This window comes from Psychrobacter sp. ANT_H3 (genome assembly GCF_027919975.1).
GTDB lineage: Bacteria > Pseudomonadota > Gammaproteobacteria > Pseudomonadales > Moraxellaceae > Psychrobacter > Psychrobacter maritimus.
In genome coordinates this window covers 99,151-113,347 of record NZ_JAQISM010000013.1, presented here as the reverse complement: position 1 = coordinate 113,347, position 14,197 = coordinate 99,151, and the positions used below count along the sequence as shown (strand labels likewise).

General features: G+C 43.9%; 6 protein-coding genes. 4 read left to right on the top strand and 2 right to left on the bottom strand.

Annotated features, from left to right (window positions below):
* Nucleotides 1-75: 75 nt before the first annotated feature.
* Nucleotides 76-1,416 (bottom strand): MFS transporter, encoded by a 1,341-nt coding sequence (locus PG901_RS07795; protein WP_271134105.1) that lies wholly within the window; start codon nucleotides 1,414-1,416, stop codon nucleotides 76-78.
* Between the two features lie 324 nt (nucleotides 1,417-1,740).
* On the opposite strand from PG901_RS07795, the gene PG901_RS07790 reads away from it, so the two are divergent.
* Both PG901_RS07790 and PG901_RS07785 read left to right on the top strand, forming a co-directional pair.
* The gene (locus PG901_RS07790; RefSeq protein ID WP_271134104.1) at nucleotides 1,741-5,310 is read left to right on the top strand and encodes an autotransporter assembly complex protein TamA; all 3,570 of its coding nucleotides are present in this window, start codon (nucleotides 1,741-1,743) and stop codon (nucleotides 5,308-5,310) included.
* Between the two features lie 98 nt (nucleotides 5,311-5,408).
* Nucleotides 5,409-10,418, top strand: coding sequence for a translocation/assembly module TamB domain-containing protein (locus PG901_RS07785; RefSeq protein WP_271134103.1), 5,010 nt, complete (start codon nucleotides 5,409-5,411; stop codon nucleotides 10,416-10,418).
* Nucleotides 10,419-10,540: 122 nt separating this feature from the next.
* Here the strand turns inward: PG901_RS07785 and hemP are convergent, their stop codons facing one another.
* Nucleotides 10,541-10,699, bottom strand: a complete 159-nt coding sequence (gene hemP / locus PG901_RS07780; protein WP_227672156.1) for a hemin uptake protein HemP — start codon at nucleotides 10,697-10,699, stop codon at nucleotides 10,541-10,543.
* Nucleotides 10,700-10,955: 256 nt separating this feature from the next.
* Here hemP and PG901_RS07775 point away from each other — a divergent pair, with 256 nt between their 5' ends.
* Together PG901_RS07775 and PG901_RS07770 are read left to right on the top strand one after the other, a co-directional pair.
* On the top strand, nucleotides 10,956-12,116 hold the full coding sequence (locus PG901_RS07775; RefSeq protein WP_271134102.1) for an NUDIX domain-containing protein: 1,161 nt from the start codon (nucleotides 10,956-10,958) through the stop codon (nucleotides 12,114-12,116).
* A 503-nt stretch (nucleotides 12,117-12,619) separates the two neighbouring features.
* Nucleotides 12,620-14,062 (top strand): lipocalin family protein, encoded by a 1,443-nt coding sequence (locus PG901_RS07770; RefSeq protein WP_271134101.1) that lies wholly within the window; start codon nucleotides 12,620-12,622, stop codon nucleotides 14,060-14,062.
* Nucleotides 14,063-14,197: the final 135 nt, after the last annotated feature.

Sequence of the window (14,197 nt, the reverse complement as noted above, 5' to 3'; positions counted from 1 at the left end):
GCAGCAAAATTAATGGCTTAACGATTCATTTATCCTATCTATTCGCAGGGCTATTAGCTCATGTTGCCAACATCTTTAATCTTGTCGATTACGTTCGTCATCATGGGTTTGGATGACCGCTTGCTTAATATGTTTATTAAGTTTCAGGTATAAAAACACCCCAAAGACAAGATTTAATATACCGGTGACTAAGAACAATTGCGGTAGGGTCAGACCTAACGCATTTAACACCACAATCGAAAAAATCGCCGAGCTGACCATAAAGATGGCATTAAAGATATTATTGGCACCGACGATGCGTGCACGATGGCTTTTTGGCGCATAAGCTTGCATAGAGGCATATAAAGGCACGATATATAAGCCGCCACTAAAGCCCAAAAAGAATAAGTCGGCAAACACACGCCAGCTACCGCTCATACCCCATAAATCACCAATACCAAGTAGTGCTTCGGTATTAACATCAATATTTAATCCTGACAAAGAAAAATATAAATCAATCGCAAATATACTAAGACCAGCGATACCAAAGGGTAATAAGCGCAGACTGACTTGGTTTTTGGTCAAGGATTTACACAGCAGCGAACCAATCGATACGCCAACCGAAAATAGCGTCAATAGAAAAATAACCACGGACTCATCGCCATGCAAAATGACTTTGCTGAACTCAGGGGTTTGGGTCAAAAACGTCGCCCCATAAAACCAAAACCAGCTATTACCAAGTATGACAAAGAATAAAAAAGGCAAGGAGTATAAATAGCGCACCGTCGCCATGCTGGTGGTAAAGATGTTCCAATTAATCTTCAGGTCAGGCTGCATCGCTGGCATGGTTGGAATAAAACGGGCGGCAAAATAACCTATTGCCGCTACAAATAGCACAGTGACACTAATCCAAAATAGCGGCTGTGTTATCTGGGTCAATACCCCGGCGATAATCATACCGAGCAAGATAGCAAGCGAGGTGCCCATTTGGAACAAACCATTGGCACCGACCAGCTCATCTTCTTTCATCGCTTGCGGCAAATAGGCATACTTAATCGGACCAAAAAACGTCGATTGTGTCCCCATCAAAAACAGCGCCACAAATAATAGCGCATACCATTCAAAGACAAAGCCTACTGCGGCAATGATCATGATGGATATCTCAAGCAATTTAATCAATCGCGTCAGTTTTGATTTTTCAAACTTATCGGCGATTTGACCTGCTAAGGCTGAAAATAAAAAATACGGCAAAATAAACAACATCGCCGCTAAGTTATTTAAGATACTGACTTCCATGCCCAGCTGACTGGCAGCGGTATAGGTCAGCACCAATATCAGCGCCTGCTTAAAGATATTGTCATTGAACGCGCCCAAAAACTGGGTGAAAAACATGGCGCTAAAACGGCGGCGCTTAAATAATTGAAACTGATTGGCCATGAAAATTCCTACAGATGGGTCGCAGCTAGTATAGTGAGAACAGGGTAAAATGCAGTGATTGATATATAAACAATTATCAACAGTATCAAAAACTTATCGAAATATAGCATAGGTTTTATCAATGTTAAGCCGTATAATAGCAAGGGTTTGGTAAAAATACATGCGCCCGATGCTATGATTTGATAATTAACTAAGTTATGATTTGTAAATTTTAGCCGACCAAACCCATAATCTCAGTTAACTGCTCTACGTTTATTCACCGGTAAAACGGGGCGATTGTAATCGACCGTAACCTTTTGCCGCGTGAGGTGATAGGAACTAAATATGAAACATCAGCCTTCAACTCTAGCGCGCCACTTATCGGTTATGCCGCGTGATACGTCAGACATGCCGCCGCACTCCGTTAAGCTTGCTCATCTTAGTTGCGTTAATCACATTCATCGTAACGGTAATCCGCGCGTTTACTTTACGCGGACGGCAATTTTTAGTGCGTTGACCACAAGCTTGGTTGGTTTTGGGGTGAGTGTTGGTATGGCACCTGCCGCCTTTGCCGCTACCGATTTAAACACTAGCACTGCCAATAATCCAAGCAGTAGTCAAGTTATTAAAAATATCGAAAATGATGCGTATGAAGATAGCCAGCTTGATATCGCTTTAGATGCCTTGCGCCTAAAAAAGGCCGTCGAACAAGGTATTATCGATCAATCGGTATTGGATGATTATAGCGAGCAAAACCTAGGTATCAAAAAGCCTAATGCAAAAAAATCAGAAACTAACGCTAAGAAAAACCCTAACAAAAACGCCACTACGCAAGCAAATAACGCTGATAATTCGCAGTTATCAAATAATGATATCGATAGTGTTAATAACATTGCTAACAACATTGGTACTGGCTTGGATAATCTAGGCAACAACCAAGCATTTGATAGCAATGAAAATTTAGAACAGCAAGTCAATAGCGTGCAGCAGCAAGGCTATCAGATGATGACGCCTGCAGAGATTGACCGTGAATTGGCGGCAATGGATAGGCAGAATTCCCAAGATATTGACAGTCTTAATAGTAGCGCTGGCGTGAATAACATCGATGGCATACGTCATAATGATAGCGACTTTTATAGATTGGATGGATTCGATGCGCCAGTGGCGACGTTAAATGATACGACGCCACCGATTGGTCTGGACGTGGACTTGGATGCGACCAGCTTGCCAGCACCAAGCAATCTTGACACCTTAGGTAGAAATGAGACGGCAGGTAAAAGTGAGACGGCTGCTAAACAGGCAGAGACTAATGATGTGATGTCACGTCCTATTAACGTCAGTGATTCCGTCAGTAGCGGCACTATCGATGCAGAAGTGGATAACGCTATTTTAGTGAATGATGCTTTAGAAGATAGTAATGATGCCATTAATATAGAAAACGCGCAGTCAGGTAGCATTAATCCTGATGATTATTTGCCTAATTATGAAAATGATATTGATGCAGTAAAAGAAAGTATCGAGCAAGCGGCAAAACCCACACCGAAGGCACGCAATAAAAAAGGCAATATCGTTAAGCGTCTTTATAATCGCTTCTTTAATGAGGGCGCGATAGCATTACCGCATGTCGAAACAACGATTTATTTGCAACAAGCCACGGCGGACAATTTAAATAGTAATACTGAAGACAATACTGCAAACAGTACCCCAAATACTACGCCAAAACTGACCAAAGCGGATGATGATATTCAACCCTTTAAGAATATCAAAGCTGCGCTCGATGACACTACCGTTCAGTCTGTGGTTGATTTTACCGCTGCGCTACCGCGTTTACGCCAAACGGCATTAGATGCGGCAAAAGCAGTTGGTTACTATGAAGTAACGTTACGTTTACGCCAAACCAATAGCGATACTATTGACGTTATCATTGAGAAGTTGGGCGAGCCAGTACGCGTTGATAGCCGTATTGTCGATATCCGCGGCGAAGGTAGCGAGCAAGCAGAGTTTGCCGAGCTTGAGAAAGACTTGCCACCAAAAGAAGGCGATATCTTTAATCACCGCGTTTATAAAGACAGTAAAGCAGCACTTGAGTCGCTCAGTAATACCTATGGTTACTTTGATCAATATTGGCTAAATAAATCGGTCGATATTATCTTGCCGGACAATACGGCCGATGTGTCGCTGGTTTACAATACCGGCGAGCGCTATGAATTTGATGAAGTGGTGTTTTTTACTTATGATCAAGAGTCGGGTACGTTGACGCGTGACCCGGAAAAACTGCCGGTGGAATTGTCCTTATTGCATCAGCTGCTTGGCTTTAAAGCGGGCGACCCTTTTTATCGTCCCGCAGTGACTAAGTTTAGTAATGATTTATCGGCAACCCGTTACTTTAATACCGTCAACGTCGAGTCGATTTTGCCACCCGATGAACGTACTGAAAGCAGTACCTTGGCGTTTGATAATTCCCCTAATGCCAATATTGCTGATAATAATACTGACGCTATTGATAATGTCTCTTATGTCAGTGATACTGAGCAATATGGCAATAACAATAGCCAAAATGAGGGTGAGCGCTACGCCAATAGTGGCGAGACCGTCAATCCAGATGACATCGCTGCTATTGAGTTTAAAGCCGATGAAGAAACACTGGATAAACTGCAAGCCATTAAACAAAAAGCTGAACGTTTAAGCCGACTGCCAAGCGATCGGGTATTGGACGAAAAAGACCAAGCAACCAATAGTATTTTGGGTAAAATCAGTGACTCTATTAGTAATATTGCGCAAAAGATTTTCCCTGATGAAAAAAGTATCCTTGCTGATGAAAACTTTGTCCCACCGACACTTGCCGGACGTAAAACCCCGCAAGAGGTGTTAGAAAATAAAAAAGTACCGCTGTATGTCTTTGTTTCTGCCAATAAACCACGCGATGCCCAAGTCGGTATTGGTTATGGTACCGATACGGGCGTACGGGCAACCGCCAAGATAGATTATAATTTGCTCAATCGTAAGGGTTATCAAGCAGGGGCAGAGGCCGAAGTCTCCCGAATCACAAAAAATGTCGCCCTTTATGCCAGCCGACCATGGAAGCATCCGTTAAATGATAAGTTGGATGCGCGTTTGACCTATGAAGAAGAGGTCATCGACCAAGGCGAAGGCAACTTTGATTTGTCTACCAGAACCTTGAAGGCGGGACTAGCGCGAAATATCCGCCGTGAAAACGGCTGGGATCGTAGCTACTCTGTGCGCTACCGTTTAGATGAGCTAGCGACGGGCATTGATGAGGCGGAGTTGGACAATCTTCCGGTACGCTTTACCTCGTCTAAACCTACCCAGCAAGCCTTGTTGTTCGGTTATGGTATGAGTAAGACTGATGTCGATAACGCTGCCAATCCTACGCGCGGGTTCCGTCAGTATTATTCGCTTGAAGCAGGTTCAGAAAGTGCATTAAGTGATACCGATTTGGCGATACTACGCGCGGGCGTGAGCGGTCTTTATAGCTTTGGGACTGATGATAAACACCAAATTCTAGGCAGCTTAAATACTGGTTATATTTGGGCCGATGATTTTTATGAAGTGCCTTATAAACTGCGCTTCTTTGCTGGTGGCGACCAAAGTATTCGTGGTTATGATTACGAGAGCTTATCACCGATTGATAAAGGCTATCTGACAGGCGGACAAATACTCGCCGTTGGTAGCGCCGAATATAACTATGAGTTTAAACCGGGTTTCCGTGGGGCGTTTTTCACCGATGTCGGTAATGCTTATGATAAAGATTTTGAGACTGATACCAAAGTTGGCGTCGGTGTCGGTATCCGCTGGGCATCACCAGTTGGCGTGGTACGTGTCGATGTGGCGGCTGGTGTGACGGAGGAGAGTATTCCGGTGCGACTGCATCTATTCATCGGCTCGCCTTTATAAACAGTAAGCAGCAAACAGTCCTAACTACAGTATTAAGCACAGTTCTATTTTTTATCCTAGCGCATGCTGGTAATCATTCTTTAACGTAGCTGAGTGTCATGTTGACCAAAAATACCCCGCCAAACAAGCCATCAGATGAAGATCCAGCACAACACGATGCCCGCGCCGTAAGACGTTGGTATCCGCTGTCTTTTTTACTCAAATTGACGGTGCTTATTCTTATCGTACTGGCGATTATGTTCGCCATTTTTTTGTATGCGGCGGGTACTGAATCAGGTACCAAGTTTATTTTAGAGAAAATCAGTGCTGAGACGGGTATCAAATTTAAATATGGTCGTGGCAATCTGCGTGATGGTCTTTGGCTTACGGATATCGATATCGAGGCAAACGAAGACCTTGAGATATTAGTCGATAAAGCCTACGTTAAAATAGGCTGGCGCGCGGTATTTGCCAAAGAAGTGCATCTGCGTGACGCTGATATTCAAACCATTGAGATTATCAATAACAAACCGCCAACGGGTGAGCCGTTCGATTATCTAACCCTCAGCTTGCCAGTCAATTTGCGTTTTGATCAAGCAAAAGTACAAACCATCATTTATAAGCAAGTGACCAAAGAGCATATCATCGTACATGATATTGAGGCGCGTGATTTGACCTGGGTCGGTAGCGTGGTAAACGTCGGTCGCGGTAAATTGCAATACGCTGATATTGTCAAAGTCAGTGCCTTACAAGGTCATGCAGATTTACAAGGTGACTATCCTTTAGATTTGAGCGCTATAGCTGAGGTAAGCGCGCTAGGAAAGGCTTATATTGACCCATTGAACATTACCGCAACTGGTACGCTTAAACGCACCGTCGGTAAAGTCCGTAGCCGCTATAATGACAGCGATGTCAGCGGCGATTTTGTGGTACAGGGTTTAGATAGTGACTCGCCATTTCAGGCAAAGCTTGAATGGGATGATATTCTTATCCCTTATGCCGACAGCCAAAATATCCATCTCAAAAGTGGCATGGCGACGGCATCGGGTGTCATCTCAGAGATACGTCTGCGCATCAATACTGAGCTGACTGCCAAAGATATCCCGTCAGGACACTATCAAGGTCGCGGCATCATTGCTGATAGCCAACTGCGCGTTGATCGCTTAGATGCTCAGGTGCCAGCGGGCAATCTGGTGCTACAAGGTATCTTAGACTGGAAGGGTAGCTTTGATGCAAAAGTGCGCGCAACCGGCAGTAATTTTGATATTCGACGGGCTATTCCTAAGGATTACGCTGATTTTAAAGCGTATGCGCCGCAAAAGCTCAATGGTCGTTTGTCGGTACATTATCAGCATAAAAACAAAGCTGGCAATCTAGAGATGGATGCAGATTTGCGCCAGCGTGATGGTGAACACGTTAATGCCAATATCGTGCAAGGTAAACCCTTAGCTCGTGGCAGAACCTCTAAATCTAAGCAAATAACGCCTTGGTATATCGATGCCAAATGGCAGAACCTTGTGCGTCGTAATGTGCCTAATATCGGCAATATTAATAGCCCAAGCGGACAAGCAAATGTCATCATGCGCGGCGCGAATTTATCAGTTGACGGTAAGGCGGTGATTAATGAGCTAAATGCCGCCCCTAAAGGCAACTACGATTTACGTGTGCGTAAAGCGGGCGATGTCATCGATATCAACCGTCTTAATTATAAAGGCATAGTAGGTGATTTATCTGGCACAGGACAGATTCAACTGGCGAGCAAAAAACGTCCGCTAACTTGGCAGATTGATGCGCGTACCACGGGTTTATTACCCAAGAAATATCGTAGTGATTTACCACTTGAGCGTCTGACAGGACGTATCAATGCACGCGGGCGAATGCTCAATATCAGTAAAAACCGCGTCAAGGGTCAGCGTCATATTGTCAGTTTTAATAATACCGATCTGCAAGCAAACCTCGATGCCAGCCAAGATAGCCGCGCTATCGGTATCACGGGTAGCGGTGATGCCAGCGTCGATATTATCGGCGGTGAGCTATCCGTCTTTGACGCCCGTTTCGATGGGCACATTGATACCGCTGATGTACCAAAAGGCAGCTTATCGATTGATGCCGCTGGGACGCCAAACCTGATTCGTATCCGTAAACTCAACTACAATGGTGAAGCTGGTGCAGTAAAGGCGAACGGTGTTATCGACTTACGCCAAAACATCGGCTGGACGGTCGATGGTCGCTTTGACAAATTTAACCTCGGCTATTTCTTACCCAATAACGCGGCCATTATCACTGGTGACTTAAAAACCAGCGGCGTGTGGCAAACCGCGCCAAAAAATAATGCTAATGCGAAGGGTAAGCTTAAAAACTTTGCGGTAAATTTTGATGGTGTATTAGACGCTGAGCAATTACCAGCCGGCAAACTCACCATTGATGCCAGTGGTGACGCTCAACTTATTCGTATCAAGCGTTTCCGCCATGTCGGCGCGGCAGGCAGTATCGATGCTAATGGTACGGTTGATGTGCGTAAAGGTATCGCTTGGGATATCAAGGCGGTGATGAATCGCTTTAACTTGGGTTATTTCTTTAAAGACATCCCAAGTACCATCACAGGCAGCATCGATACCGATGGGCGCTGGGGCGATAACCAGCAAATCATTAATATCAAACAAGTTAACCTAAGTGGTATGTTAAAAGGCCAGCCGCTAAGTGCCAAAGGTAGCCTAGCGGCAAAGATGCGTCTACCAAAAGACTTGGCCAGTTATTTCAAACGCTTGCAGGCGCAAGATGCACAGGCACAGTATAAGCAAGTCAATGCCTTAATCGACAGCTTAAATGCCAATAATTTGGTGCTGCGTTGGGGCGATAATTATCTTACCGCCAATGGTAACGCGAAGCAGCTACAAGCTAAGATTAATATCACCAGTCTCGACCAGCTCTCAGATAAGCTTGCTGGTAAAGTGACGGGCGGGGCGACCTTATCGCAGCCAGCAGGACAGGCGCTGCCAACGATTTATATTGACTTGGTTGGTGAGCGTCTTGCGCTACCGGGATTTATTTTGCGTCAAGGTCGTATCCGCGGCAAGCTGGTCAATTTATTCAATAGCCCAAGTCAGCTTATTATCAGTGCTGAAGGTTTGGATGTTGCAGGGCAAAGCTTTAAGAAGATTAATGCAACCTTTAATGGGACTGAACAGGCGCATGTGGTCAATCTTGATGTGGCCAATGATGAGCTTGATATCTCTGCCAAGCTCAAAGGTGGCTTTAATCGCGATAAGCTCAGCTGGTCAGGGGTGATTGGTAAAGGCCGCGTTAAATCAAAATACGCGACGTTAAATCAATTGCAACCTGCCCAGCTCATTGTGAATTTACCCAAAAAACAAGGCAATCAATCAACGGATTTAAAAGTACAGCTCGCCGCCCACTGTTGGCAGGCGGCTGATCAAACGGGCAAGCTGTGTTTACGTGAAAACTTAATTGCCTCACCTGCCAGTGGTCAGGTTAATTTGGCCGTACAAAATTTGGATACGTCTTTGTTTGCGGTATTTTTACCAAAAGACATTGATTGGCATGGCAAGATTAATGGTAAAGCCATCGTCGGTTGGCAACGTGGTCGTCCGCCAACGATTAATACCACTCTGTATTCTGATAATGGCAAAATCGGTCTCATTCAAGATGGCGATAGTCAGCCGGTTACCTTGCCATATAAGCGGGTATCGCTGATTGCCGTATCAGTACCAGATGGTCTAAAAATACGTACGGATATCAATACCGGTCATGGCGCGCGTGGCTATGCCGAAGTCATCATTGACCCCTATAAAACACCGAAACCCATCTCGGGTGCATTAGTACTTAACGAGCTTAATTTGGCGGTATTTAAGCCATTTTTCCCTGGTATGCGGGTGCTCGAAGGCAATATTACTATGGCGGGCGGCTTAGGCGGCACGCTCGATAAGCCGCAGTTCTATGGTGATGTGAAATTGGTTAATGGTCGCATTGCGATGCTTGATTTACCCGTGAATTTAAGAAAGGTCAATGTCGATGCCAAAATTCGCGGCACGCAAGCGACTATCGATGGTACCTTTAACAGTGGTACAGGCACAGGTACGTTAACGGGTACGGTTAATTGGCAACAAAAACTACAGGCTAAGCTCAGTATTGTTGGCGAGCGTTTGGTATTAACACAGCCGCCATTGTTATTGGCCGAGGTTAATCCTGATATTGACATCATCGTGCGTCCGGGTGATCGCTACGTCAACATCACTGGCGCCGTGAGTGTGCCATCAGCGACCATTCGTCCACCAGAAGCCAGTGAAGATATTATTACCCAAACCGAAGATGCCGTCGTGCTTGATCGGCGTTTGATTGGTAATATTGATGAGGTTTTAGCCATCTCAAAACCTTGGTCAATCAATGCTGATATCGGTATCGACTTGGGTGATGATATTAATTTCCGTGGTTTTGGTGCGGTGATTCCTTTAGCCGGTGCGATTCATATCACACAAAATGGCACGGGTGTTATGCGCGCCAAAGGCGTGGTGCAAGTATCGCGTCGTACCAATATTGATGCCTTTGGGCAAAATTTAGAGCTCAATTATGGTCAAGTGCGCTTTAATGGCGATGTGATGAAACCCAATCTTAGCATTGAAGCGGCTAAAAACATTAGCGGTAAAACAGTCGGCGTACGCGTCAAAGGCAACACGGAAAACCCAAATATCATTGTCTTTAATAACGCCGGTCTCACCCAGCAGCAAGCGATGAATGCCTTGATAACCGGTCGTATTAATAATAAGAGCGCCACGCAAATCAGTGAACAGGGTTTTAAATCACAGGTGACCAATAACCTTGCAGCAGCAGGCTTAAGCTTTGGACTTAGTGGCACGCGCACTTTGACCAACCAGATAGGTCAAGTGTTTGGTTTACAAAGCCTGACCGTTGATGCGTCAGGCAGTAGCGAGGATACCAACGTCAACGTCACCGGTTATGTGACGCCTGATTTATATATTCGCTATGGTGTCGGTGTCTTTAATGCCCAAAACAGCCTGTCTATCCGTTATCAGTTGACGCGGCGGATTTATGTCGAAGCAACTTCAGCAGCGGAAAATGCGGTTGATGTGGTTTATAGCTGGCAATTCTAATGGTTTAATCGTCTAGCGGTAAGTTGGTTGGTTAGACAGTCGATAGTTAGCAAGTGATTTCATTTTATCCAATAAAAAACGCCTTTATCAAAAGGCGTTTTTTTATGAGATGGGCAGTCTGTTTATTTGGTTAAAATTAAGCGGTTGTTACGGGTTAAGCGTAGGCGGTATTCTTCGCCTTCATGCTCGATACGCACCTCTTTAGTCAGCGCAAATAGGTGCTGTGACTGCAGCGTAGGCAAGCGGTTTTCACGGCAGTTTAAATAACGAGAGATGACCATGCTCATAGTAAATTCCTTTTGATAAAATAGTTCAGTACGAAAAGTGATATAAAGTAAGTTATTAACGATAATAATTATCATTTACATTGGCGGTTTTTGCAAGCTATTTGATAAAATAAATGACGGCTATTATGTAAACTTATATAACGCCTTATTCACAAAGGCTATAAAGTCTACCAAGGCTATAAACCAAAATAACAAAGTATCGATGTATTGATAATACGCACCGATAAACGCATTGATAAAGGGCATTTAGATGGCAAATCAAACGACGAACCCAATAAAGCATCCATTAGATGAAAATAAAGTAAGCGAAACCAAGGCAATAACTGTCGTCAATGTCGCGGTAGCGGTCATTTATTATGAAAATCAGTATTTGCTAGGGTTTAGAGATGGCTCACAGCATCAAGGCAATCGTTATGAGTTCGTCGGCGGCAAGATAGATAGTCATGAAACTGCTAAGCAAGCGCTGATTCGTGAAGTCGCTGAAGAGACGGGCATCGATATTGCGAGTAATATCGCAGTAAAGCTTGGACGGTTGCATCATGACTATGGTGATAAGCAAGTATGCTTACAGGTCTATAAAGTAGCGCTGAGCGCACAGCAGTACGAAGCGCATAAATATCGTAAGCAGGGTTTGGAAGGGCAAGCGCTAACATGGGTGGATAAATCGAAGTTACTGGCGGGAGATTACCATTTGCCAGCCGCCAATAAGACCATTCTTGCATGGTTGCGCTTACCGGCACAGATAGCGATTACCTATCCATTGGCACACTTTAACGATGCAGATCATCCTGACGCAGCATGGTTGCAGTATCATGTGGCGCATCTAGTGCAAGATGCTTGGGTTTATGTCCGACCAAAAGCCACAGATACAGAAAATAGTGTGCAGCAATTGTTACGCTTACGTCCTGATATCCATGCGATTGTGCCTGATGCGTTAATTGATAAATTAACTGATAAATTAAGCGATGTATTAAATAGCAATGAGGCGAATGAGATAGCTATAAACCGCCAAATCGTAGCGAGTCATTTAACACAGACGCAGCTTATGCAATGGTCAGACAGTCATCGGAGCAAGGATGTATCTGACTGCAACAATGCTTTAAGCCACTCTTCAAGCTATCCGTTAATAGTAAGTTGTCACGATGCCGAGAGTATTGACGCGGCAAATCAGTTGGCATATGCGCGTTTAGAGCAGCAATTACCGCCTGTCATCGGTATGTTTCTGTCACCTGTTTTAGTCACTCAAAGCCATCCTGAAACTGCGCCGCTAGGCTGGCAAGCATGGGCAGAATTGGCCGCGTTAGCAGATATGCCAGTGATTGCTTTGGGCGGTTTGTCACCAGTGCTGCATGTGCAAGCGCAACAATACGGCGGCATTGCTGTCGCTGGCATTCGACGGTTTTTTCAATAGTATTTCGTGTGCTTTTTGCGCTATTTTTATAAGCATTAATTAATGGGGAAGCGCTCGTTAATTAAGGCGCTGATACAAGAAATTAGGTTGCTTGAGAGCAGGCGTTAACTCATGACAAAACGCTGATTTTAAAACTCTTTTAACAGTCAGTAACTATGTGTTTACTCTATGTGGCAAACATAGAATTACTTACAAACCGTTGCGTTTTCCTACATTGCGACACTGTTCTCATTGAGCCATTGCTATTACTATAAACCATCAAATTATCAAACGGCGCTGAGTCAGTTTTTAGCAAGCATTATCTAAAAATGGCTTATCTATCATTATCCTTTACCCAGCGCTTCTAAGGTTATGACGCATACTGGCTATAACCGCATTTAATTTTCAGTTATTCTTCTTTTATATTGATAGTGAGTATTGAAAATTATTTTGCACTTATCTGCTAAACAGAGAATTTGATCATAAAGAATTTTTAACTATTACTATTAATAAATGGTACTCCTATGAAAACCAATAAGTTACCTAAGTCAGCATGGTCTGATTCTCAGGCAGCTGGTTCTCAATCGCAGCAGACTGGCCAGTCAAGTCAGCACTATCTTGGAAAAAACTGTCTTGGAAAAAGCTACCTTAAGAAAGGTTATGTAAATAAAGATTATCTAGTTAAACGTCATCTTAAAGCGGATAGTGCTTTACAAACAGGTTATGCCAGTAATGACGCTAGCTATCATTATGACCACTTTGACAGTGGTAACGAAGAATATTCCAAGCATTTGGCGACAGATACGTCAGCACATGACAGTTATTTTGGCTACAAACGCGTTGAAAAAAGCCTTGCCGAGGCAACAGAGTCTGCAATGATTAATAAGAGCAATCGTAAAGCCAGTAGCAGCAGCCTTAAAGCTAGCGATATGAAAAGCTATCCTAGTACAAATGAGGTGAGTAGCAATAACAATAATAAAAGCTCACAACCTGCTTACGGATATAAAAAAGCCCATAGCTATCAAAAGGTGAAAAAAACAACTGCCATACATATTGATGAAAATGTAGATACCGATACCGATGCAAATACTAAGTCATTAATGCTGCAGTCTATTAAAGGTGATATGGCAACAGGGCAGGCTGATGCTATAAATAGCTTAACTAAAAAAAATGAGTTTAAAACCAATCACTCTAAAGCCAATCACTCTAAAACTAACAACCATCTTTCTTCTGAAACTGCCGACGCAGCGATAACAGAGATACCGGAGCGCATATTTATGAATGGACTGATTAAACACACAGGTATTGCTTTAGCAATTATCATACCGCTGGCGGCGTTTTCAGCGTATGCGGCGACGCCACCCGTCAATACCGCGGCTAAAGCTAATGTGACGGCTAATGCAACGACGGATAAAACCAGCACCGAGACATTAGCCATCAAGCCGAGTGCTATCATTCATAAGTCTGCAAGTGTACCAACCACAGTTGATAGCGTTGATCTGAAAAAATACGCCGGCACTTGGTATGAAATAGGTCGTTTACCGATGTATTTTCAGCGCAATTGTGCCAGTGACGTGACGGCGACTTATGTCGAAAAAACCGACGGTTCAGGCATCAAGGTGATTAACCAATGCAAAGCGCAAGACGGTTCAGGCATTACTGCTGAAGGCTTAGCCAAACCAGCAGATACTACGGGCAGCAAGTTAAAGGTGACTTTCTTACCCTCTTGGATTCGCTGGTTGCCCGTTGGTCGTGCCGATTATTGGATACTCGCACATGATGCAGACTACAAAACAGCATTGGTTGGCACGCCGGATAAAGATTATCTATGGTTGCTAGCGCGTTCACCAAATGTGAGCCAAGAAACTTATGCCAAATACCGCCAGATTGCTCAGCAACAGGGCTATGATTTAAAAGAGTTTAAACTTACCACGCAGACCAATCAAACGGTGAAGTTGGTTCCATAAACAAGCCATTGCCTATTATTTATGACTAATTATCAATTATTAATAGTCTGTTATTGACAGCTAGTTATTGGTAGCTCGTTACTGAAAGCCATTTAAGTATTTTATATTAATCAGGTTTTTACATTGATTTTAGTC

Bases quoted from the DNA above. Each gene is read 5' to 3' on its own strand.
- PG901_RS07795 (WP_271134105.1), bottom strand. From the start codon at position 1,416: ATGGCCAATCAGTTTCAATTATTTAAGCGCCGCCGTTTTAGCGCCATG.
- PG901_RS07790 (WP_271134104.1), top strand. From the start codon at position 1,741: ATGAAACATCAGCCTTCAACTCTAGCGCGCCACTTATCGGTTATGCCG.
- PG901_RS07785 (WP_271134103.1), top strand. From the start codon at position 5,409: ATGTTGACCAAAAATACCCCGCCAAACAAGCCATCAGATGAAGATCCA.
- hemP (WP_227672156.1), bottom strand. From the start codon at position 10,699: ATGGTCATCTCTCGTTATTTAAACTGCCGTGAAAACCGCTTGCCTACG.
- PG901_RS07775 (WP_271134102.1), top strand. From the start codon at position 10,956: ATGGCAAATCAAACGACGAACCCAATAAAGCATCCATTAGATGAAAAT.
- PG901_RS07770 (WP_271134101.1), top strand. From the start codon at position 12,620: ATGAAAACCAATAAGTTACCTAAGTCAGCATGGTCTGATTCTCAGGCA.